General features: G+C 66.0%; 19 protein-coding genes. 13 read left to right on the forward strand and 6 right to left on the reverse strand.

Annotation, left to right across the window (positions count from 1 at the left end; genetic code table 11):
• Positions 1-7 precede the first annotated feature (7 nt).
• Complete coding sequence (locus AT700_RS23335; protein ID WP_003094421.1) at positions 8-1,276, reverse strand: ATP-binding protein; 1,269 nt, start codon at positions 1,274-1,276, stop codon at positions 8-10.
• A 276-nt stretch (positions 1,277-1,552) separates the two neighbouring features.
• Here AT700_RS23335 and AT700_RS23340 point away from each other — a divergent pair, with 276 nt between their 5' ends.
• The 3 genes from AT700_RS23340 to AT700_RS23350 all read left to right on the forward strand — a co-directional run bounded on the left by AT700_RS23340 (position 1,553) and on the right by AT700_RS23350 (position 5,821).
• Positions 1,553-2,263: an SIMPL domain-containing protein gene (locus AT700_RS23340; RefSeq protein WP_003094423.1), complete on the forward strand. Its 711-nt coding sequence runs from the start codon at positions 1,553-1,555 to the stop codon at positions 2,261-2,263.
• 252 nt (positions 2,264-2,515) lie between these two features.
• Complete coding sequence (locus AT700_RS23345; protein WP_048521660.1) at positions 2,516-4,129, forward strand: ABC transporter substrate-binding protein; 1,614 nt, start codon at positions 2,516-2,518, stop codon at positions 4,127-4,129.
• Positions 4,130-4,222: 93 nt separating this feature from the next.
• Positions 4,223-5,821 (forward strand): ABC transporter substrate-binding protein, encoded by a 1,599-nt coding sequence (locus tag AT700_RS23350; RefSeq protein WP_003112862.1) that lies wholly within the window; start codon positions 4,223-4,225, stop codon positions 5,819-5,821.
• Positions 5,822-5,888: 67 nt separating this feature from the next.
• On the opposite strand, the gene mdpA is transcribed toward AT700_RS23350, so the two are convergent.
• On the reverse strand, positions 5,889-7,106 hold the full coding sequence (gene mdpA, locus AT700_RS23355) for a metallopeptidase MdpA (RefSeq protein WP_003116232.1): 1,218 nt from the start codon (positions 7,104-7,106) through the stop codon (positions 5,889-5,891).
• Positions 7,107-7,311: 205 nt separating this feature from the next.
• Between mdpA and psdR the strand changes: the two genes are divergently transcribed.
• The 8 genes from psdR (at position 7,312) to AT700_RS23395 (ending at position 17,074) form a co-directional block, all read left to right on the forward strand.
• Positions 7,312-7,884 carry a transcriptional regulator PsdR gene (psdR, locus tag AT700_RS23360; RefSeq protein ID WP_058207840.1) on the forward strand — a complete coding sequence of 191 codons (573 nt, stop codon included), beginning with the start codon at positions 7,312-7,314 and terminating at the stop codon, positions 7,882-7,884.
• 265 nt (positions 7,885-8,149) lie between these two features.
• Complete coding sequence (locus AT700_RS23365; protein ID WP_003116233.1) at positions 8,150-9,751, forward strand: ABC transporter substrate-binding protein; 1,602 nt, start codon at positions 8,150-8,152, stop codon at positions 9,749-9,751.
• A 224-nt stretch (positions 9,752-9,975) separates the two neighbouring features.
• Positions 9,976-11,430, forward strand: coding sequence for an OprD family outer membrane porin (locus tag AT700_RS23370; protein WP_003120938.1), 1,455 nt, complete (start codon positions 9,976-9,978; stop codon positions 11,428-11,430).
• Between the two features lie 49 nt (positions 11,431-11,479).
• Positions 11,480-13,075, forward strand: coding sequence for an ABC transporter substrate-binding protein (locus tag AT700_RS23375; protein ID WP_003094445.1), 1,596 nt, complete (start codon positions 11,480-11,482; stop codon positions 13,073-13,075).
• A gap of 67 nt (positions 13,076-13,142) precedes the next feature.
• Complete coding sequence (locus tag AT700_RS23380) at positions 13,143-14,153, forward strand: ABC transporter permease subunit (protein ID WP_003105448.1); 1,011 nt, start codon at positions 13,143-13,145, stop codon at positions 14,151-14,153.
• Positions 14,154-14,164: 11 nt separating this feature from the next.
• Positions 14,165-15,076, forward strand: coding sequence for an ABC transporter permease subunit (locus AT700_RS23385; protein WP_003112858.1), 912 nt, complete (start codon positions 14,165-14,167; stop codon positions 15,074-15,076).
• Positions 15,077-15,128: 52 nt separating this feature from the next.
• Complete coding sequence (locus AT700_RS23390; RefSeq protein WP_003094451.1) at positions 15,129-16,103, forward strand: ABC transporter ATP-binding protein; 975 nt, start codon at positions 15,129-15,131, stop codon at positions 16,101-16,103.
• Positions 16,103-17,074, forward strand: coding sequence for a peptide ABC transporter ATP-binding protein (locus tag AT700_RS23395; protein WP_003094452.1), 972 nt, complete (start codon positions 16,103-16,105; stop codon positions 17,072-17,074). The genes AT700_RS23390 and AT700_RS23395 overlap by 1 nt, the downstream gene beginning before the upstream one ends.
• A 32-nt stretch (positions 17,075-17,106) precedes the next feature.
• Here AT700_RS23395 and AT700_RS23400 read toward each other — a convergent pair whose 3' ends face one another.
• Complete coding sequence (locus tag AT700_RS23400) at positions 17,107-17,739, reverse strand: LysE family translocator (RefSeq protein ID WP_034021202.1); 633 nt, start codon at positions 17,737-17,739, stop codon at positions 17,107-17,109.
• A 141-nt stretch (positions 17,740-17,880) separates the two neighbouring features.
• On the opposite strand from AT700_RS23400, the gene AT700_RS23405 reads away from it, so the two are divergent.
• The gene (locus AT700_RS23405; RefSeq protein WP_003094456.1) at positions 17,881-18,354 is read left to right on the forward strand and encodes an Lrp/AsnC family transcriptional regulator; all 474 of its coding nucleotides are present in this window, start codon (positions 17,881-17,883) and stop codon (positions 18,352-18,354) included.
• Between the two features lie 4 nt (positions 18,355-18,358).
• Here the strand turns inward: AT700_RS23405 and AT700_RS23410 are convergent, their stop codons facing one another.
• The 3 genes from AT700_RS23410 to AT700_RS23420 are packed head-to-tail and all read right to left on the reverse strand — an operon-like array spanning position 18,359 to position 20,714.
• Positions 18,359-19,288 carry a biotin-dependent carboxyltransferase family protein gene (locus AT700_RS23410; RefSeq protein ID WP_024928662.1) on the reverse strand — a complete coding sequence of 310 codons (930 nt, stop codon included), beginning with the start codon at positions 19,286-19,288 and terminating at the stop codon, positions 18,359-18,361.
• Positions 19,285-19,962, reverse strand: coding sequence for a 5-oxoprolinase subunit PxpB (gene pxpB / locus AT700_RS23415; RefSeq protein WP_048521664.1), 678 nt, complete (start codon positions 19,960-19,962; stop codon positions 19,285-19,287). The genes AT700_RS23410 and pxpB overlap by 4 nt, the downstream gene beginning before the upstream one ends.
• Positions 19,959-20,714, reverse strand: a complete 756-nt coding sequence (locus tag AT700_RS23420) for a 5-oxoprolinase subunit PxpA (RefSeq protein ID WP_003112852.1) — start codon at positions 20,712-20,714, stop codon at positions 19,959-19,961. Before AT700_RS23420 ends, pxpB begins: the two co-directional genes overlap by 4 nt.
• Before the next feature lie 129 nt (positions 20,715-20,843).
• Between AT700_RS23420 and lpxO the strand changes: the two genes are divergently transcribed.
• Positions 20,844-21,743, forward strand: a complete 900-nt coding sequence (lpxO, locus tag AT700_RS23425; protein WP_003094463.1) for a lipid A hydroxylase LpxO — start codon at positions 20,844-20,846, stop codon at positions 21,741-21,743.
• Positions 21,744-21,867 lie beyond the last annotated feature (124 nt).

Consider the following 21,867-nt stretch of genomic DNA (forward strand, 5'->3'; position numbering starts at 1 on the left):
GGATCACTCAAGCCATTCCGTAGCTGCGCGGCAAGCGCAGTTCGGTCAGAGTGCCGCCATCTTCGTGGTTATACAACTTCACCGTTCCACCAGCGCGGGTCACGCTGGCCTGACTGAGAAACAGGCCGAGGCCGAAGCCCTTGCCCTTGGTGGTGAAGAACGGTTTGCCGATCTGTTCGGCGATCGCCAGGGGCACCCCGACGCCGTGGTCGCGGATACTCAGGCAGATACTGCTGCTGTCCCAGTCCAGGCGGATGTCGAGGTCGTCGGGACAGGCGTCCGCCGCATTGTTCAGCAGGTTCAGCAGAGCCTGGCTGAGGTCGGTCGGCGGGGTCAGGCGCGGCGCGGAGCCGAGGCCCAGGCACTGGTAGCGGTAGGAAGCCTCCGGACGCATCAGGTGCCAGCGGCGCAGCACCGATTCCAGCCATTCCGCGGCGCTTTGCTCCTCGATCGCCTGACGGCGGTCGGCCTCGGCCGCCCGTACCAGTTGCTGGAGGGTGTGCTTGCACTGCTTGACCTGTTCCTGGAGCAATGCCAGGTCTTCCTGCAGGGTCGGGTCCTGCGGGCGCTCCTGGCGCAGCTCGTTGAGCAGCACGCTCATGGTCGCCAGCGGCGTACCCAGTTCGTGCGCGGCACCGGCCGCCTGGGTGGCCACCGCGAGCAACTGCTGGTCGCGCATGCTTTCCTCGCGCCGCTCGGCCTGCATGTGCGCCTGCCAGCGCAGGGCCTCGGACATCTTCACCACGAAGAAGGTGATGAAGGCCGCCGACAGGGCGAAGTTCAGCCACATGCCGAACAGGTGCAGGTTGATCAGCATCGCCTCGTGCTGAACCGCCTGCAGGTGCAGCGGGTGGTACCAGATCAGCAGCAGGGTGTAGCCAGTCAGGGCCAGGCCGGAGAGCACCATGGAGTAGATCCAGGGCAGGGTCGCAGCGGCGATGGTCAGCGGTACCAGGTAATAGGAGACGAAGGGGTTGGTCGAGCCGCCCGAGTAATACAGCAAGGTGCTGTGGATGATCAGGTCGCAGGCCAATTGTACCGCGTACTCCTGGTCGGTCACCGGCCACGGCGCGCGCAGGCGCAGCGCGGTGAACAGAATCAGGCAGGCGGACAGGCCAAGGGTCAGGCCGAGCGCCAGCCACGGCAGCGGCAACAGGTCGGAGAGCCAGGCGAAACCCACCGAGCCGGCCTGCGCGGCCAGCACGAGAATACGGATGAGGAGCAGACGGCCAAGGTTCTGGCGACTGGCGGAGAGCAGGAAAACCGGTGCGCGCATGTTTTCTTCCGGAATAAGCGCGAGTATAGCCAAGACGCTGTCGGCAACTCTGCGGCAAAGTGACTCAGAAACCTCGCAGGTCGCCATCCTGCCCTGTTTCGCCGAGCGCTGTCAGGGCTCAGATCAGTAAATTTCACGTTTTTTCCGAAATCGCCTAACCCGTTCCGGGAAAAGCCTTCGTCTCATGGTCCAAGACTGGCGTATAGGCGTGTTTGCCACGCCTGCCGGAACGATGCTCTACAGTGTGAATTCAGCCTTAGTACAAGGAGTTGCCCAATGTCTGCGATTTCCCGCCTGGCCGCCGCCGTCACCCTCTGCGCCGCCAGCCTCTCGGCCGTCGCCGAGGAAGCGCCGCGCTACAACCAGGTCTCGCTGCACGCCGAAGTCAGCCAGCAGGTGGCCCACGACCTGATGCAGGTCACCCTCTACAGCGAAAACCAGGGCAGCGATCCGGCCAAGCTCGCCGCCGAGACCACCAGCGTCCTCAACGCCGCCGTCGCCGACGCGCGCAAGGTCAAGGGCGTGACCATCAGCCTGGGCAGTCGCAACAGCTATCCGGTCTACGACGACAAGGGCCAGAAGATCACCGGCTGGCGCGAGCGCGCCGAGCTGCGCCTGGAAAGCTCCGACTTCGCCGCCCTCGGCCAGCTTTCCGCCGACCTGCTGGGCAAGCTGAAGATGGGCGGCATGGACTTCAGCATCGCCGATGCGACCCGCAAGAAGAACGAGGACCAATTGATGAAAGGCGCCGTGGACGCGTTCAAGGAGCGCGCCCAGTTGCTCACCGAGGCGCTCGGCGGCAAGGGCTACAAGCTGGTCAGCCTGAGCGTGAACAGCGCCGGCGCACCGCGCCCGTACCCGGTGATGCGGATGGCGGCGATGAAGGCCGACGCCAGCTTCGGTGGCGCCCAGGCGCCGGAGATCGAGGCCGGGACCAGCCAGGTCACGGTCAACGCCGACGGTGTGATCGAGGTGCAGATGCCCTGATCCGGTCGGCGCGCACCACAAGAGGCAGCCTCCGGGCTGCCTCTTGCGTTTCCACTGTCTCTCGCGCAGCAAACGCGGCCTGCGTCGCGTTTGCGCAAATTCGAAAATGCGACATTCCCTTTCAAACGGATAACAACATCTACACTGAACCGACCTCGACGCTTGCGGCCGGCACATGCCCTGCATAGCTTCGCGCAAGACAGCTCACGAGGCTGTCCCTCGCAGACAATCAAAATAACCAGAGGTCACTCCATGCGTAGAAACGCCGTCATCCGCTCCGCGATCATGCCCTCGCTGCTCGGCGCAGCGCTGGTCGCCGCCGTTCCCCAGGCCTTCGCCAGCAACCTGATCTTCTGCTCGGAAGGCAGCCCGGCCGGCTTCGATCCCGCCCAGTACACCACCGGTACCGATTTCGACGCCGCGGCGGAAACCGTCTTCAACCGCCTGACCCAGTTCGAGCGCGGCGGCACCAAGGTCCTTCCCGGCCTCGCGGAAAGCTGGGACGTCAGCGACGACGGCAAGACCTATACCTTCCACCTGCGCAAGGGCGTGAAGTTCCACAGCACCGACTACTTCAAGCCGACCCGCGAATTCAATGCCGACGACGTGCTGTTCACCTTCGAACGCATGCTCGACAAGGATCATCCGTTCCGCAAGGCCTACCCCACCGAGTTTCCCTACTTCACCGACATGGGCCTGGACAAGAACATCGCCAGGGTCGAGAAGCTCGACGAGCATACGGTGAAGTTCACCCTCAACGAGGTCGACGCGGCCTTCATCCAGAACCTGGCGATGCCCTTCCCATCGATCCAGTCCGCCGAATACGCCGCGCAACTGCTCAAGCAGGGCAAGGCCAGCGACATCAACCAGAAGCCGATCGGCACCGGCCCGTTCGTGTTCAGCCGCTACCAGAAGGATGCGCAGATCCGCTTCAAGGGCAACAAGGACTACTGGAAGCCGGACGAGGTGAAGGTCGACAACCTGATCTTCGCCATCAACACCGACGCCTCGGTGCGCGCGCAGAAGCTCAAGGCCGGCGAGTGCCAGATCACCCTCAACCCGCGCCCCGCCGACCTCGACGCGCTGAAGAAGGACCCGAACCTGAACCTGCCGTCGCAGGCCGGCTTCAACCTCGGCTACATCGCCTACAACGTCACCCACAAGCCGTTCGACAAGCTGGAAGTACGCCAGGCGCTGGACATGGCGGTGAACAAGAAGGCCATCATCGACGCCGTCTACCAGGGCGCCGGCCAGTTGGCGAGCAACGGCATGCCACCGACCCAGTGGTCCTACGACGAGACCATCAAGGACGCGCCCTACGATCCGGCCAAGGCCAGGGAGCTGCTGAAGAAGGCCGGCGTCGCCGAGGGCACCGAGATCACCCTGTGGGCCATGCCGGTACAACGCCCCTACAACCCCAACGCCAAGCTGATGGCGGAAATGCTGCAGAACGATTGGGCGAAGATCGGTATCAAGGCGAAGATCGTCACCTACGAATGGGGCGAATACATCAAGCGCGCCAAGGGCGGCGAGCATGACGCCATGCTGATCGGCTGGAGCGGCGACAACGGCGACCCGGACAACTGGCTCGGCACCCTCTACGGCTGCGACGCGGTGGACGGCAACAACTTCTCCAAATGGTGCGACGTCGGCTACGACAAGCTGGTCAAGGATGCCAAGCGCACCACCGACCAGGGCAAGCGCACCGAGCTGTACAAGCAGGCCCAGCACATCCTCAAGGAACAGGTGCCGATCACCCCGATCGCCCACTCCACCGTGTACCAGCCGATGCGCAAGACGGTACACGACTTCAGGATCAGTCCCTTCGGCCTGAACTCGTTCTACGAGGTCAGCGTCGGCAAGTAGCTTCGCCTGCCAGCCGCGCCGCCCCGCCACGAGCGAGGCGGCGCCTCTCCCCGGGGCGGCCGACCCGGCCGTCCCACTCCAGAGGAGTCATCCATGCGACCACGCTCTGCCCTGCGCTACAGCCTGCTGCTGCTCGCCCTCGCCGCCAGCGCCGCCATCCAGGCCCAGCCGAAGACCCTGGCGGTGTGCACCGAAGCGGCGCCGGAAGGGTTCGATCCGGCCCGCTATACCTCCGGCTACACCTTCGACGCCTCAGCCCATCCGCTGTACAACGCGCTGGCCGCGTTCGCTCCGGGCAGCGCCACGGTGATCCCGGCCCTGGCGGAAAGCTGGGACGTCTCCGCTGACGGCCTCGTCTACACCTTCCGCCTGCGCCAAGGCGTGAAATTCCACAGCACCGACTACTTCAAGCCAACCCGCGAATTCGACGCCGACGACGTGCTGTTCAGCTTCCAGCGCATGCTCGATCCGCAGCACCCCGCCCACGACCTTTCGCCCAGCGGCTACCCCTACGCCGACGCCATGCAACTGCGCGACATCATCGAGCGCATCGAGAAGATCGACGAACATCAGGTGCGCTTCGTCCTCAAGCACCCGGAGGCGCCGTTCCTCGCCGACCTGGCCATGCCGTTCGGCTCGATCCTCTCCGCCGAATATGCCGGCCAACTGATCGCCAGGGGCAAGGGCGACGAACTCAACAGCAAGCCGATCGGCACCGGCCCGTTCGTCTTCACCCGCTACCGCAAGGATGCCCAGGTGCGCTACGCAGCCAACCCCGACTACTGGAAGGGCAAGCCGGCCATCGACCACCTGGTGCTGGCGATCACCCTCGACCCCAACGTGCGCGTGCAGCGCCTGCGCCGCAACGAATGCCAGATCGCCCTGACGCCCAAGCCCGAAGACGTCGCCGCGTTACGCCAGGACCCGCAACTGACGGTGCTGGAAGAAGCGGCGATGATCACCTCACACGCCGCGATCAACACCCGGCACGAACCGTTCGACGACCCGCGCGTGCGCCGGGCGATCGCCATGGGCTTCAACAAGTCGTCCTACCTGAAGATCGTCTTCGGCGACCAGGCCCGCCCGGCCATCGGCCCCTACCCGCCGATGCTGCTCGGCTACGACGACAGCATCCGCGACTGGCCCTACGACCCCGAACGGGCCAAGGCCCTGCTGAAGGAAGCCGGCGTCACCCCGGACACACCCCTGAACCTCTACATCAGCACCGGCAGCGGCCCCGGCGGCAACCCGGCGCGAGTGGCGCAACTGATCCAGTCCGACCTGGCCGCCATCGGCATCCGGGTGAACATCCGCCAGTTCGAGTGGGGCGAGATGGTCAAGCGTACCAAGGCCGGCGAACACGACATGATGCTCTACAGCTGGATCGGCGATAACGGCGACCCGGACAACTTCCTCACCCACAACCTCGGCTGCGCCTCGGTGGAGTCCGGGGAAAATCGCGCGCGCTGGTGCGACAAGGGCTTCGACGAAGCCATCCGCAAGGCGCGCATGAGCAACGACGAGAGCCAACGGGTAGCGTTGTACAAGGAAGCGCAGCGGATCTTCCACGAGCAGATGCCCTGGTTGCCGCTGGCGCATCCGTTGATGTTCGACGCGCAACGCAAGAACGTCAGCGGCTACCGCATGAGCCCGATGTCGGCGCGGGACTTTTCGCGGGTGAAGCTGGACTGATCGCTGCGCCGCACGCGGGAAGCCCTGGCCCTTGCCTTCCCGCGTGCGGCGTTATCGTTCGGCCGGCTCAGCCGCCGAGGCCGAAGGGATCGTCGATGGACGGACTCGGTTGGGTGAACCAGCGTGGTCCTTCCTCCGTCATGTAGAAGTGATCCTCCAGGCGAATGCCGAACTCGCCGGGCACGCAGATCATCGGTTCGTTGCTGAAGCACATGCCGACATCCAGCGGCGTGCGATCGCCACGCACCAGGTACGGGCCTTCGTGGACATCCATGCCGATGCCATGCCCGGTGCGGTGCGGCAGGCCAGGCAGGCGGTAGTCCGGCCCCAGGCCGTTGGCCTCCAGCGAACGCCGCGCGGCGGCGTCCACCGCCTCGCAGGGCTGGCCCAGACGCGCGGCCTCGAAGGCCGCCAGTTGGGCGTCGCGCTCCATCCCCCAGAATTCGCGCTGGCGTGCGCTGGGCGTGCCGAACACATAGCTGCGGGTGATATCCGACTGGTAGCCGTGCACCTGGCAGCCGGTATCGATCAGCACCATGTCGCCATCCTTCAGCACCTGCGCATGCTTCACCCCATGCGGGAAGGCACTGGCGGCACCGAACAGGACGATGCAGAAGGTCGAACCGGGCGCGCCCACCTTGCGGTGCGCCTGGTGGATGAACTCGGCGACTTCGGTGGTGCTGATGCCTTCGCGGAGAATGCTCGCCGCGGCCTTCTGCACTTCCAGGGTCATGTCCTTGGCCCGCTGCATCAGCGCCAGCTCCTCGGCCGACTTGCGCATCCGTCCCTGGTCGATCAGCGGCGCGGCGCTGACGAAGTTCCTGCCCGGCGCCTGTTGGCGCAAGCGCTCGAACATGCCGAACGGCAGGCTCGGACACAGTGCGACCGTGCTGCGCTCGCCCACGCCGAGCGCCTCCAGGCGATCGAGCAGCAGGCGATAGGGATCCTGGTGTTCCTCCCAGGTGTGGATGGCGCCATCGACCACCTGGAAGTCGCGCACCGTACCTTCCTCGAAGGCCGGCGCAAGGTATTCGAGGGCGCCCTCGGCGGGCAGTAGAGCACCCACCAGGCGTTCACTGGGGTGCCATTGCACGCCGCTGAAGTAACGCAGGTTGCTGCCTGCATGCAGGTACGCCGCGGCGATGCCATGCTCGCCCATCCACGCCTGGGCCGCGGCGATTCGCGCACGGTAAGACGCCAGGCCGATCGGCTGCGCGCCGTCCATCATGTTCCGCAGACGCTCCAGCGCCTGCGCAGGGGTACTCCCGCCAACACCCACGGTCATTTGTTGTTCTCCTCGTCTGGACCGGGCTGAAATTTAAGTCGAGCTTAAATTCAGGTCAAAACAAATTTTCAGTCACACTTAAAAAATAGGGGTTCGGGTAGTTCATCTGTCAGACTTTATTGACGCCCCGCGCTGGGTATACTGCGCCTTTCAACAAGAGTCTCCCCAATGACCGTAGACCGCATCGGCGAACGCCTGCGTCGCTATCGCCGCGCCGACCGTAGACCGCATCGGCGAACGCCTGCGTCGCTATCGCCGCGCCGCCAAGAAGACCCTGCACCAAGTCGCCAGCGAATCCGGTCTCACCGCGAGCTTCCTCTCCCAGGCGGAGCGCAACCTCACCGGTGTATCGATCTCTTCCCTGGCCAACATCGCCAAGTCGCTGAATATCCCGCTCAATGCCCTGTTCGACCAACCGGCACAACCCCAGCCCGACTCCCACGAAGGCGAGCGGGTACGCTACACCATCGAGGGCCAGCCGCTGGCCTACGAACGCCTGTCCAGCTCCTTCCCCGGCAACCTGATCAATGCGGTCAAGATGAACATGCCGGTGGGCTACCAGTCGGAGCTGATCTCCCATGAGGGCGCCGAGTTCTCCTACGTCCTGTCCGGGCAGATCGTCTACACCATCGAGGGGCGCCAGTACCCCCTCGGCGCCGGCGACTCGGTGCACTTCGACGCGACCAAGACCCATTGCCTGGCCAACGTCGGCAGCGATGTGGCGGAAGTCCTGACCATCACCACCATGGGCCTGTTCGACGACCATCCGACGCCCTGAGCCAGTCCGTAGCGCACCTTCCCATCCTGTCAGGCAAACGTTTTCGCAATAGAAATGTTAGTCGTGCTTAATTTTCGTTGACCACAATTTCAGCATGACTTAATTTCGGCATCAGCGAATCGTCGACCAACAACAAACGGACGATCGCTGTCGCCGCACAGGGTCCATGGCTGTCACCCGCCATCCATGGAAAGGCGAGAGTTGCCATGGCCCATAAGGCCGATCCTCAGACGATGCCCTTAGAAAAAGAAAAAATGAGGTTTGCATGCGTAAGATCCTTCCCCTTCGGGCCTGGCTGGCAGCCGGTCTGATCCTCGGCTCCCCGTTCTCCCACGCCGCCAGCAACCTGGTGTTCTGCTCGGAGGGCAGCCCGGCCGGCTTCGATCCCGCCCAGTACACCACCGGCACCGACTACGACGCGACCTCGGTCACCCTGTTCAACCGCCTCGTCCAGTTCGAGCGCGGCGGCACCCGGGCGATCCCGGCCCTGGCGGAAAGCTGGGACATCGGCGACGACGGCAAGACCTACACCTTCCACCTGCGCAAGGGTGTGAAGTTCCACAGCACCGACTACTTCAAGCCGACCCGCGAATTCAACGCCGACGATGTGCTGTTCACCTTCCAGCGCATGCTCGACAAGAATCATCCGTTCCGCAAGGCCTACCCCACCGAGTTTCCCTACTTCACCGACATGGGCCTGGACAAGAACATCGCCAGGGTCGAGAAGCTCGACGAGCACAGGGTGAAGTTCACCCTCAACGAGGTCGACGCCGCCTTCATCCAGAACCTGGCGATGGACGTCGCCTCGATCCAGTCCGCCGAGTACGCCGGGCAGTTGCTCGAGGCCGGCAAGCCACAGCAGATCAACCAGAAGCCGATCGGCACCGGGCCTTTCATCCTGAGCCGCTACCAGAAGGATGCGCAGATCCGCTTCAAGGGCAACAAGGACTACTGGAAACCCGAAGACGTGAAGATCGACAACCTGATCTTCTCGATCAACACCGACGCCGCGGTGCGCGCGCAGAAGCTCAAGGCCGGCGAGTGCCAGATCACCCTCAACCCACGCCCCGCCGATCTCAAGGCCCTGCAGGAAGCGGCGAACCTGAAGGTGCCCTCGCAGCCAGGCTTCAACCTCGGCTACATCGCCTACAACGTCACCCACAAGCCGTTCGACCAGCTCGAAGTACGCCAGGCGCTGGACATGGCGGTGAACAAGCAGGCCATCATCGACGCCGTCTACCAGGGTGCCGGGCAACTGGCGGTGAACGGCATGCCGCCGACCCAGTGGTCCTATGACGAAACCATCAAGGACGCCCCGTTCGATCCGGCCAAGGCCCGGGAACTGCTGAAGAAGGCCGGCGTCGCCGAGGGCACCGAGATCACCCTGTGGGCGATGCCGGTGCAGCGTCCCTACAACCCCAACGCCAAGCTGATGGCGGAGATGATCCAGGCCGACTGGGCGAAGATCGGCATCAAGGCCAGGATCGTCAGCTACGAATGGGGCGAGTACATCAAGCGCGCCCATGCCGGCGAGCATGACGCCATGCTGTTCGGCTGGACCGGCGACAACGGCGATCCGGACAACTGGCTGGCGACCCTCTACGGCTGCGACTCGATCAACGGCAACAACGTATCGAAATGGTGCGACGCGGCCTACGACAAGCTGGTCAAGGCTGCCAAGCGGGTCTCCGACCAGGACAAACGCAGCGAGCTGTACAAGCAGGCCCAGCACATCCTCAAGGAGCAGGTGCCGATCACCCCGATCGCCCACTCCACCGTGTACCAGCCGATGAACAAGTCGGTGCATGACTTCAAGATCAGCCCCTTCTCGCGGAACGCCTTCTATGGCGTAGCCAACCAGCCCTGATGCCGACGCCACCCCGGTCGTGAAACGACCGGGGTGCAGAAGAACGGCACGACCCGTACTTCATTTCTTTGCTTTTCCTGCCCGTGTTCCAGAACGGCGCTGCGCGCGTTCCGCCAGGAGCGCTCGCCTCGCCGTATTCGACCGCCGCGCCCAGGCGCGGGCGAAACCGGCGCAAACCTGGTGGGTAAAACAGGTGCCATGACAACAATAAAGGGAGCAATCAGGTGATGAGATACCAACGAGTGACCGGCGCGACGCTGGGACTGGCCTTGATGGCATCGGCCGCGCCAGGCTGGGCGGCGGACGAGCAGGCAACCCCGCCGACCCCGGACAATCCCAGCTACGCCGCCCAGGTGCAGAGCATCCCCAGCGTGGAGAAACCGATCAAGGGCCAGGCCGGCGCCAGCGGGCTGTTCGAGGGGCAGAGCCTGACCCTGACCACCCGCAACTTCTACTCGCGGGAAAACATGAAGGACAGCTTCACCTTCCGCATTCCCAAGGCCGGCGGCGGCTCCCAGCGCATCCACCAGCGCAACGCCTGGGTCCAGGGCACGGTGCTCAAGTACAGCTCGGGCTACACCCAGGGCAGCATCGGCTTCGGCTTCGACGTCGCAGCCTTCAACGAGATCGCCCTGGAGCGCGGCAAGGGCCGCATCGGCGGCGGCGGCAACCGGACCCTGGCGAACAGCGATGGCGAGGCGATCGGCGAGTGGTCCAAGCTGGGCGTCGCCAACATCCGCCTGCGCGCCTCGAATACCGAATTCAAGGCCGGTCGCTTCCTGGTCAACACTCCAGTGTTCAGCTATATCGACAACCGTGCCCTGCCCTCCAGCTTCACCGGCTTCGCCGTGACCAGCGAGGAGCTGGACAACCTCAGCCTGCAGGCCGGCAGCTTCCGCAAGGTCAGCCCGCGGACCGGTTCCGGCGACGAGGACATGACCACCGAGTACGGCACCCGCCAGGTCAAGGGCGACCGCCTGAACTACCTGGGCGGCAACTACAAGCCGCTCGACGGGCTGGAAATCTCCCTCTATGGCTCGCATTTCCAGGACGTCTGGAACCAGTACTACCTGGGCGTGACCCACGACATCGGCGACCTCGAGAACGGCATCGCCCTGCGCACCGCCTTCAACGGCTACCACACCGGCGACACCGGCGCGCGCGAGGCCGGCTACATCGACAACGACACCTGGAGCCTGGCCTTCACTCTCGGCCATCGCGCCCACGCCCTGACCCTGGCCTACCAGCAGGTCGACGGCAACGAATACTTCGACTACGTGCACGAGACCTCGGCGATCTTCCTGGCCAACTCGATGCTGGCCGACTACAACAGCCCCAACGAGAAGTCCGCGCAGATCCGCTACGAGACCGACTGGAGCTACTACGGGGTCCCCGGCCTGAGCACCGGCGTGTGGTACGTGAAGGGCTGGGACATCGACGGCACCCACTACGACGGCGATCGCAACGGTGCCTACGGCAACTACGCCGAGGTGCGCGCCCAGGACGGCGAGAAGCACCACGAGCTGGGCCTGATGGCGGCCTACAAGGTGCAGAACGGGCCGATCAAGGACAGCACCTTCAAGCTCACCTACATGATGCACAAGGCCAGCCAGAACCAGGTCGACGGCAGCGTCAACGAACTGCGCCTGGTCAGCACCTTCCCCTTCAACCTGCTGTAAACCTGCGACAACCGGCGGCCCCGGCGACGGGGCCCACGAGGAGGACCCCATGCTCCATCCGTTGCTCCGACACCTGCCCCTGGCCCTGGCGCTATGCGCCGCCGGCGCGGCCCAGGCGAAGAACCTGGTGGTCTGCACCGAGGCCAGCCCGGAAGGCTTCGACATCGTCCAGTACACCGGCGCGGTGACCGCCGACGCCTCCGCGGAAACCGTGTTCAACCGCCTGCTCGCCTTCCGCCCCGGCACCACCGAGGTGATCCCGGGGCTGGCCGAGCGCTGGGACGTCAGCGCCGACGGACTGAGCTATACCTTCCACCTGCGCCCCGGCGTGAAATTCCATACCACCGACTACTTCAAGCCGACCCGGAGCCTGAATGCCGATGATGTGCTGTGGACCTTCCAGCGCGCCCTCGATCCGAAGCATCCCTGGCATGCCTCGGCGCTGCGCGGCTACGCCTACTTCGACGCGATGGGCATGGGCGAGCTGATCAAGTCGGTGGAAAAGGTCGACGAGCTCACCGTGCGCTTCGTCCTCAACCGTCCCGAAGCGCCGTTCCTGCGCGATATGGCGATGCCCTTCGCGTCCATCTATTCCGCCGAGTACGGCGACCAGTTGCTCGCCGCCGGCAAGCAGGGCCAGCTGAACAACCAGCCGATCGGCACCGGGCCGTTCGTCTTCAAGCGCTACGCCAAGGACGCCCAGGTCCGCTATACGGCGAACCCGGACTACTACGCCGGCAAGCCGCCGATCGACAACCTGGTGTTCGCCATTACCCTCGATCCCAACGTGCGCATGCAGAAGGTCCGTGCCGGCGAGTGCCAGGTCTCGCTGTACCCGAAACCGGAGGACGTGCCGCGCCTGAAGCAGGACCCGAACCTGGCGGTGGACGAGATCGATGCCCTGCTGACCACCTACATTGCCATCAACACCCAGCACAAGCCGCTCGACGACCCGCGCGTGCGCCAGGCGATCAACCTCGCGCTGGACAAGAAGGCCATGCTCGACGCGGTGTTCGGCCCCGGCGCGGCCAGTCCGGCGGTCGGTCCCTATCCCCCGACCCTGCTCGGCTACAACCATTCGATCCAGGACTGGCCGCACGATCCCGAACGCGCCAGGGCGCTGCTCAAGGAAGCCGGCGCGGAAAATCTCAGGATCACCCTGTTCATTCGCAACGGCACCTCGCCTACCATCCCCAACCCCGCCCTGGCGGCACAGATGCTGCAGGCAGACCTGGCCAAGGCCGGCATCCAGCTGACCATCCGTTCCCTGGAATGGGGCGAGCTGCTCAAGCGTTCGAAGGCCGGCGAGCACGACCTGTCGCTGCTTGGCTGGGCCGGCGACAACGGCGACCCGGACAACTTCCTCAGCCCGAACCTGAGCTGCGCCGCCGCCGAGTCGGGTGAAAACCAGGCGCGCTGGTGCGACAAGGACTTCGAGGCGCTGATGCGCAAGGCCCGCGAGGTGAGCGATCCGGCCGAGCGGGCGAAACTGTACGAGCAGGCCCAGGTGGTATTCCACGAACAGGCCCCATGGATACCGCTGGCCTACCCGAAGCTGTTCAACGTCCGGCGGAACACGGTGCAGGGCTACGTGATCAATCCGTTGAGCAACAACAACTTCGCCACCACCTCGGTGAAGCCCTAGAAGAACAAGGACCACAGCCCTGCCGCCAGCGGGGCGCACGGTCCGCGATGAGGAGTTACCCGCCAACATGCTTAGTTTCATTGCACGACGATTGGGGTTGCTGATCCCCACCTTCTTCGGCGTGACGCTGCTCACCTTCGCGCTGATCCGCCTGATTCCCGGCGACCCGGTGGAAGTGATGATGGGCGAACGTCGCGTCGATCCGCAGATGCATGCCGAGGCCCTGCACCGCCTGGGCCTGGACAAGCCGTTGTACCAGCAGTACCTGGACTACGTGGGCAACCTGGCACAGGGCAATCTCGGCGAATCGCTGACCACCCGCGAAGGCGTCTGGCACGAATTCCTCACCCTGTTCCCGGCGACCCTGGAACTGTCCCTGGCCGCCATGCTCTTCGCCGGCACCTTCGGCCTGCTGGCCGGGGTGATCGCCGCCCTGAAACGCGGTTCGCTGTTCGACCACGGGGTGATGACGGTGTCCCTCGCCGGCTATTCGATGCCGATCTTCTGGTGGGGCCTGATCCTGATCATGCTGTTCTCCGTGTCGCTGGGCTGGACGCCGGTGTCCGGCCGTCTCGACCTGCTCTACGACATCGAGCCGAAGACCGGCTTCATGCTGATCGACACCCTGCTTTCCGACGAACAGGGCTCGTTCCTCGATGCCGTGCGCCACCTGATCCTGCCGGCCATCGTGCTGGGCACCATCCCGCTGGCGGTGATTGCCCGCATGACCCGCTCGGCGATGCTCGAGGTGCTGCGCGAAGACTATGTGCGCACCGCCCGCGCCAAGGGCCTGTCGCCGGCCCGGGTGGTCTTCGTGCACGCCCTGCGCAACGCGCTGATTCCGGTGCTGACGGTATTCGGCCTGCAGGTCGGCACGCTGCTCGCCGGCGCGGTGCTGACCGAAACCATCTTCTCCTGGCCGGGCATCGGCAAGTGGCTGATCGACGCCATCAGCCGTCGCGACTACCCGGTGGTGCAGAACGGCATCCTGCTGGTCGCCACCCTGGTCATCCTGGTCAATTTCGTCGTGGACATCCTCTACGGCCTGGCCAACCCGCGCATTCGCCACCAACGCTGAGGAGCCAGCCGATGAACGCCATGCACAACGCTCCCGCCAGCGACCCGAGCCTGGTCTACCCGTCCCCGCTGAAGGAATTCTGGCAAGCCTTTACCCGGAACAAAGGTGCCGTCGGCGGCCTGCTGTTCATGCTGCTGATCGTGTTCTGCGCGCTGTTCGCCCCCTGGGTCGCGCCCTACGATCCGAGCGAACAATTCCGCGACTTCCTGCTGACCCCGCCGTCCTGGCTGGAGGGCGGCCAGGCGCGTTTCCTGCTCGGCACCGACGAACTGGGCCGCGACCTGCTCTCGCGGCTGATCCACGGCGCCCGCCTGTCGCTGCTGATCGGCCTGTCCTCGGTGGTGATCTCGCTGGTCCCCGGCATCCTCCTCGGCCTGCTCGCCGGCTTCTCGCCGAACCGTGCCGGGCCGCTGATCATGCGCCTGATGGACATCATGCTGGCGCTGCCGTCGCTGCTGCTGGCGGTGGCCATCGTGGCGATCCTCGGCCCAGGCCTGATCAACACCGTGATCGCCATCGCCATCGTCTCGCTGCCGGCCTACGTGCGCCTGACCCGCGCCGCGGTGATGACCGAGCTAAACCGCGACTACGTCACCGCCTCGCGCCTGGCCGGCGCCGGCACCCTGCGCCTGATGTTCGTCTGCGTACTGCCGAACTGCATGGCGCCGCTGATCGTCCAGGCCACCCTGAGCTTCTCTTCGGCGATCCTCGACGCCGCCGCCCTCGGCTTCCTCGGCCTCGGCGTGCAACCGCCGACCCCCGAGTGGGGCACCATGCTCGCCTCCGCCCGCGACTACATCGAGCGCGCCTGGTGGGTGGTCAGCCTGCCCGGCCTGACCATCCTGCTCAGCGTACTGGCGATCAACCTGATGGGCGACGGCCTGCGCGACGCCCTCGATCCGAAACTGAAGAACGCGGCATGAGGAGCACAACCATGAACAGCGCATCCGTATCCGCGCCACAGGAGACCGCCGCATGAGCCTCCTCGATATCAAGAACCTCAGCGTACGCTTCGGCGACACCACCGCCGTGCCCGTGGTCGACGGCCTCGACCTGAGCGTCGACAAGGGCGAGGTGCTGGCCATCGTCGGCGAGTCCGGCTCCGGCAAGTCGGTGACCATGATGGCCCTGATGGGCCTGATCGACGCGCCCGGCTGGGTGTCCGCCGATCACCTGCGCTTCGACGGCCACGACATGCTCACCCTCAAGGGCCGCCAGCGCCGGCGCATCGTCGGCAAGGACATGGCGATGGTCTTCCAGGACCCGATGACCGCCCTCAACCCCAGCTACACCGTCGGCTACCAGATCGAGGAGGTTCTTCGCCTGCATCTCGGCCTGCGCGGCAAGGCCCTGCGCCAGCGCGCCCTGGAACTGCTCGAACGGGTCGAGATCCCGGCCGCCGCCAGCCGCCTCGACGCCTACCCGCACCAACTCTCCGGCGGCATGAGCCAGCGTGTGGCGATCGCCATGGCTATCGCCGCCGAGCCCAAGCTGCTGATCGCCGACGAGCCGACCACCGCCCTCGACGTGACCATCCAGGCGCAGATCATGGAGCTGCTGCTGAACCTGCAGCGCGACCAGGACATGGCGCTGATCCTGATCACCCACGATCTCGCCGTGGTCGCCGAGACCGCCCAGCGCGTCTGCGTGATGTACGCCGGCGAAGCGGTGGAGATCGGCGGCGTGCCGGCGCTGTTCGACCGCCCGACCCATCCCTACACCGAGGCGCTGATCAAGGCGATCCCCGAGCACTGTGCCGGCGAAGCCCGCCTGGCCACCCTGCCCGGCATCGTTCCGGGGCGCTACGACCGCCCGCGCGGTTGCCTGCTGTCGCCACGCTGCCCCTATGCCCAGGAGCATTGCCGCCAGGAGCGGCCGGCCCTGGAGGCACACGAGCGCGGCGCGGTGCGCTGCTTCTATCCGTTGAACCTGCTGAACGAGGTGGCCTGATGGAAACCGTTCTGACCGCCCGTGATCTGACCCGTCACTACGAAGTCTCCCGCGGCCTGTTCAAGGGCCACGCCCAGGTGCGCGCGCTGAACGGCGTATCGTTCGAACTGGAAGCCGGCAAGACCCTCGCCGTGGTCGGCGAGTCCGGCTGCGGCAAGTCGACCCTGGCGCGCGCCCTGACCCTGATCGAGGAACCCACCTCCGGCTCGCTGAAAATCGCCGGGCAGGAGGTCAAGGGCGCCAGCAAGGACCAGCGCCGGCAGTTGCGCCGCGACGTGCAGATGGTCTTCCAGAACCCCTACGCCTCGCTCAATCCGCGACAGAAGATCGGCGACCAGTTGGCCGAGCCGCTGCTGATCAACACCGCGCTGTCGCGCGAGGAACGCCGCGAAAAGGTCCAGCAGATGATGCGCCAGGTCGGCCTGCGGCCGGAGCATTACCAGCGCTACCCGCACATGTTCTCCGGCGGCCAGCGCCAGCGCATCGCCCTGGCCCGGGCGATGATGCTGCAACCCAAGGTGCTGGTGGCGGACGAGCCGACCTCGGCCCTCGACGTGTCGATCCAGGCCCAGGTACTGAACCTGTTCATGGACCTGCAGCAGCAGTTCCGCACCGCCTACGTGTTCATCTCGCACAACCTGGCGGTGGTCCGCCACGTCGCCGACGACGTCCTGGTGATGTACCTCGGCCGACCGGCGGAGATGGGGCCGGCGGACAAGCTCTACGAGAACCCGCTGCATCCCTATACCCGTGCGCTGCTCTCGGCGACCCCGGCGATCCACCCGGACCCGACGAAGCCGAAGATCCGCATCCAGGGCGAACTGCCGAACCCGCTGAACCCGCCGGAGGGTTGCGCCTTCCACAAGCGCTGCCCCTACGCCACCGAGCGCTGCCGCAGCGAGGTGCCCGAGCTGCGCCTGCTCGACCAGCGCCAGGTGGCCTGCCACCACGCCGAGCAATTCCTCGGCTGAGCGCCACGGGGCGCTCGCCGCCCCGCAGCCCTTCAGAGCTGGCGCAGCAGCGCCAGCCTTACCCCGAACCCTATCAACAACCCACCGAAGCCCCACTGCTGCAGGCGCTGTGCCCGCGGCCGGGACGCCAGCCAGCGGCCCAGGCGGCCACCGGCCAGCGCATAGGCGCAGTCGAAGGCCAGGCCAACCAGAACCAGGACCGTACCGAGCGCGGCGAACTGGACGGCCAGCGAACCGGCCCCGGGGCTGACGAACTGCGGCAGCAGCACCGAACAGAACAGCAGGGCCTTGGGGTTCAGCAGGTTGGTCAGGAGTCCGCGCAGCAAGGCCCGGCGGTCGGCGTGAGGGACCACCGGCGCGGAGCCCGCGTCGCTGGTCGGCAAGGCCAGTCCGCCACCGCGCAGCATCTGCAGGCCAAGCCAGGCGAGGTAGGCGGCGCCGAGCAGGCGCGCCAGCTCGAAGGTCCAGGGAGCGGTACGGAACAGCAGCGCCAGTCCAGTCGCGGCCATCAGCACATGGCAGGCCCGAGCCAGCGCCAGGCCGAGGGCGGTGACCAGCGCCGCGCGACGGCCCTGGCGGGCGCCGGTCTGGAACAGCAGGAGCATGTCTGGTCCGGGCACCAGGTAAACCACCGCCAGGGCAATCAGGAAAGCGCTCGTGTCCATCGTATCGGCTCCAGGAAGGTGACCCGGATAACGATTCTATGCCCGCAAGGCAGGGCAGGTGCTTGCGTTTTCCACCAGCCTATCCATTCTATTTGGCAGTAAATTCCACTCTCTGGAGACTATCCATCCGGATATGCCAAGATGAAACTCGACGCCTATGACCACCGCATCCTCGCCGCCCTCCAGCGCGACGGCCGCCTGAGCAACGTCCAGTTGGCCGAGGAGATCGGCCTCTCCCCGTCCCCCTGCCTGCGCCGCGTGCGCCTGCTGGAAGAGGCCGGGGTGATTCGCGGCTACCAGGCCAGCATCGACCGCGACGAGGTCGGCCTCGGCCTCACGGTGTTCGTCGGGATCAAGGTGGAACGCCACCGCCAGGAGCAGGCCGAGGCCTTCCACCGTGCGGTGGTCGACCTGCCGGAGGTGATCTCGGTGCACCTCGTCTCCGGCGAGTCGGACTTCCTCCTGCAAGTGGTGGTCCCCGACCTGCGCGCCTACGAACGCCTGCTCAGCGAGACCCTGCTGCGCCTGCCCGGGGTCAGCGACATTCGCAGCAACTTCGCGATCAAGACGGTCAAGGCGCCCTCGCCGCTGCCGCTCGGCCACCTGGCCGGCTGAGCGCTCAGCCGCGGAAGAAGCGGTAGAAGCGCAGCAGATCGGCCTGCTGCGTCGCCAGGTCGCTCTCGACGAAGGTTACCTCGCTATGCGCGGGGCTTTGCGCCAGGCGCGAGAGGTCCAGTGGATGGACGAAGCCCAGCAGCGGATAGCCGCCCATGCTCTGGCGGTCGGCCATCAGCACGATGGGTTGGCCATCGGGCGGAACCTGGATAGCGCCCTCCACCACGCCCTGCGACCAGGCGCGCGGCGCCCCGCGCAGTGGCTCGCCGGCCAGGCGGACACCCATGCGATCGGACCGCGGGCTGATTCGCCAGGCGCTGGCGAAGAAGGCTTGCCGGCTGGCTGCGTCGAAGGCCGCCGCATCGCCGCCGAACAGCACGCGCAAGGGCCGCTGCTGCCGGTAGTCCGGCTGGAAACGCCAGGGCACGCTGGCATCCCACGGACACGCCGCTCCCGCTTCGGCACACGGCAGGCAATCGCCCTCCGCCAGGATCCGGCCATCGCCCTGTAAACCGCCGAGCCCGTCGCGAACCTGGCAGGCGACGCTGCCCAGTACCGGCCTCGCCCGGAAACCGCCGGCGCAGGCCAGGTAGGCACGCTGCCCGGCCTCGGCGAAGCCCAGTTCGATGCGTTGCCCGCGGCGGACCCGGAAGCGACTCCAGGGCAGGCATTCGCGACCGTCCACCGTCAGCGCCAGGCGCGCTCCGGTCAACGCCAGCCAGGTCGCCTCCACCCTGCACTCCAGCACCAAGCCGCCGAAAGCGATTTCCAGCAATGGCGTCCCCCAGGGATTACCGAGCAGACGATTGGCCCAGGCTGCCGCCTGGCGGTCCAGAGGGCCGCCCGGGGATACGCCGAGGTGCTGCCAGCCGCGCCGGCCGTCATCCTGCAGCAGGCTCTGCGGACCCGCCTTGACGACCCGCAAACCATTCATTCGCGCCCGCCCAGGTCGAGGAAAGCCTCGCGCCCGATGGCGACGAAGCGCACCCGGTCGCCCAGCGCCAGTGGGCACGGAGGAGTGGCGGCCGGATCGAACGGACGCCACGGACTGCGTCCCAGCAGGTGCCAGCCGCCGGGCGAGGCCTGCGGATAGATCGCCGTCTGCGCCTCGGCAATGGCCAGGCTGCCGGCCGGTACACGCGCCCGCGGGGTGGCCCGCCGCGGCAGGACCAGGCGCGGATCGAGGCCGCCGAGGTAGGCGAATCCCGGAGCGAAACCGATCGCGCCGACCCGGTATTCGGCCGCGCTGTGCAGTTCGATCACCCCTTTGCCAGTCAATCCGCAGGCAACCGCTACCGTCGCGAGGTCCTCGCCGGCGTACCAGACGGGAATCTCGTGCAGGCGCCCGGCATCCTCGGCGGGGCGCCAGGCGTGCCACTCCGCCAGCAGCGGACCCAGGCGTTCTTCCAGTACCTGCGGGGCGATGCGGTAGGGGTCGTAATGCAGCATCAGGGTGGTCCAGCCCAGCACCAGATCCCTGACGCCTTCGCCGAGCCCCTCGCGCAGACGTCTGGCCAGCTCGGCCAGGCGCACAGACAGGTCCACTTCGGGCTCTTCGGCGAGCGTCAGCAGCAGGGCTTCGGCACCAGCGGGTTCGATGCGGATCACAGGCTGTCCAGGGCCGCGCGCAGGCGCCGGAGGACCGCCAGCGACTGCGGGTTATCGCCATGCACGCAAAGACTGTCGGCGGTCAGGCGCAGCGGGTTGCCGTCGTAGTCGGGGAAGGCTTCGCCGCGGGCGATGGCCAGGGCCTGTTCGATGATCCGCTGCGGATCGTGATGCACCGCGCCGCCAAGCCGCCGCGGCGCCAGCCGGCCGTCCGGCAGGTAGGCGCGATCGGCGAAGGCCTCGAACAGCAGCGGCACGTCGGCCTCGTCGGCCAGTTCCAGCTCGCGGCCGTTGTCGGCCAGGGCCAGCACCATCAGCGGCAGGCCCTTGCGATAGGCGGCGCAGGCGTCGAGCACGGCGCGCAGCAGCTCATCGTCGCCGACCAGGTCGTTGTACAGCGCGCCATGCGGCTTGACGTAGGCCACCTGGGTACCGAGGGAACGGCAGAAAGCGTCCAGCGCGCCGATCTGGTACAGCACCATGGCATGCACCTCTTCGGCAGAGCAGGCCAGCGAGCGCCGGCCGAAGCCGCTCAGGTCGGGATAGGCCGGGTGCGCGCCGATGCTCACGCCATGGCGTACCGCCAGCTCCACCGCGCGCCGCATGGTGAGCGGGTCGCCAGCGTGGAAGCCGCAAGCCAGGTTGGCCTGGTCAACCAGCGGCATGCTGTGGACATCGTCGCCCATGCGCCAGGCGCCAAAGCTTTCGCCCATGTCGCAGTTGAGCAGGATACGCCGGCCGGTGTCGTTCATTGTGCGTTCCTTTCGAGGCCAGGATTACGGAAAAATGAGCGCAGTGCTGGCGAATTAGCGTCAGGTAGCATACTCAGGCACTGAGAACAGGAGTAAATTCTCCTCTTTTGCACCGACGACCTTGCATTCATGAAAGTTCTCATCCTGGCGGCCTATGCGCTGAGCATCCTCTATGTCCATTTCCGCGGCCGGGTACGCCACAAGCTGTCGCGCCAATTGAGCGACCACTCCAGCTTCCTCGCTCCGATCAACTGCCTGATGTACCTGTTCTCGAAGGTACCGAACCGCCCTTACCTGGCACCGCAGACCTTCCCCGAACTGCAGGTTCTGGTCGACAACTGGCAAGCCATCCGCAGCGAGGCGCTGCACCTGCACGACGCCGGCAACATCAAGCGTTCCGAACAGTACGACGATATCGGTTTCAACTCGTTCTTCAAGAGCGGCTGGAAGCGCTTCTACCTGAAATGGTACGACGAGGCCCATCCCTCCGCCGGACAACTCTGCCCGCAGACCACCGCCCTGTTGCGGCAGATTCCCTCGGTCAAGGCGGCGATGTTCGCCGAACTGCCGCCGGGCTCGAAGCTGGTGCGACACCGCGATCCCTACGCCGGCTCGCTGCGCTTCCACCTGGGACTGTTCACCCCCAACGACCCGGCCTGCTTCATCGAGGTGGACGGCGAGCGCTACCACTGGCGCGACGGCGAGGCGGTGGTGTTCGATGAAACCTTCATCCACTACGCGGAAAACGCCACCGAACACAACCGCATCATTCTCTTCTGCGACATCGAGCGGCCGCTGACCCAGGGCTGGGCCACCGCCTTCAACCGCTGGTTCAGCCGCAACGTGATGGCTGCCGCGGCCGCCCCGAACAACGCAGGCGACCGGACCGGCGGACTCAATCGGATCTTCGACAGCCTCTACAAGATCCGCCTGCAGGGCAAACGTTTGAAGAAGCGCAACCGCAAGCTCTACTACCTGCAGAAATGGGGCTTCTTCGCCCTGGTACTGGCTTTCATCCTGTGGATCTGAGGCCTGGCGACGCAAGGCCCCGATAGCTCCGTGGGGCGTATGACACCAACGGCGTCATCCGCCGATACCTCGCCGAAATGGCGGATAACCGCTCTGCGGTTATCCGCCCTACGCCACGGACAAC

The organism is Pseudomonas aeruginosa, from assembly GCF_001457615.1.
GTDB lineage: Bacteria > Pseudomonadota > Gammaproteobacteria > Pseudomonadales > Pseudomonadaceae > Pseudomonas > Pseudomonas aeruginosa.

Bases quoted from the DNA above. Each gene is read 5' to 3' on its own strand.
- AT700_RS23335 (WP_003094421.1), bottom strand. From the start codon at position 1,276: ATGCGCGCACCGGTTTTCCTGCTCTCCGCCAGTCGCCAGAACCTTGGC.
- AT700_RS23340 (WP_003094423.1), top strand. From the start codon at position 1,553: ATGTCTGCGATTTCCCGCCTGGCCGCCGCCGTCACCCTCTGCGCCGCC.
- AT700_RS23345 (WP_048521660.1), top strand. From the start codon at position 2,516: ATGCGTAGAAACGCCGTCATCCGCTCCGCGATCATGCCCTCGCTGCTC.
- AT700_RS23350 (WP_003112862.1), top strand. From the start codon at position 4,223: ATGCGACCACGCTCTGCCCTGCGCTACAGCCTGCTGCTGCTCGCCCTC.
- mdpA (WP_003116232.1), bottom strand. From the start codon at position 7,106: ATGACCGTGGGTGTTGGCGGGAGTACCCCTGCGCAGGCGCTGGAGCGT.
- AT700_RS23365 (WP_003116233.1), top strand. From the start codon at position 8,150: ATGCGTAAGATCCTTCCCCTTCGGGCCTGGCTGGCAGCCGGTCTGATC.
- AT700_RS23375 (WP_003094445.1), top strand. From the start codon at position 11,480: ATGCTCCATCCGTTGCTCCGACACCTGCCCCTGGCCCTGGCGCTATGC.
- AT700_RS23380 (WP_003105448.1), top strand. From the start codon at position 13,143: ATGCTTAGTTTCATTGCACGACGATTGGGGTTGCTGATCCCCACCTTC.
- AT700_RS23385 (WP_003112858.1), top strand. From the start codon at position 14,165: ATGAACGCCATGCACAACGCTCCCGCCAGCGACCCGAGCCTGGTCTAC.
- AT700_RS23390 (WP_003094451.1), top strand. From the start codon at position 15,129: ATGAGCCTCCTCGATATCAAGAACCTCAGCGTACGCTTCGGCGACACC.
- AT700_RS23395 (WP_003094452.1), top strand. From the start codon at position 16,103: ATGGAAACCGTTCTGACCGCCCGTGATCTGACCCGTCACTACGAAGTC.
- AT700_RS23400 (WP_034021202.1), bottom strand. From the start codon at position 17,739: ATGGACACGAGCGCTTTCCTGATTGCCCTGGCGGTGGTTTACCTGGTG.
- AT700_RS23405 (WP_003094456.1), top strand. From the start codon at position 17,881: ATGAAACTCGACGCCTATGACCACCGCATCCTCGCCGCCCTCCAGCGC.
- AT700_RS23410 (WP_024928662.1), bottom strand. From the start codon at position 19,288: ATGAATGGTTTGCGGGTCGTCAAGGCGGGTCCGCAGAGCCTGCTGCAG.
- AT700_RS23420 (WP_003112852.1), bottom strand. From the start codon at position 20,714: ATGAACGACACCGGCCGGCGTATCCTGCTCAACTGCGACATGGGCGAA.
- lpxO (WP_003094463.1), top strand. From the start codon at position 20,844: ATGAAAGTTCTCATCCTGGCGGCCTATGCGCTGAGCATCCTCTATGTC.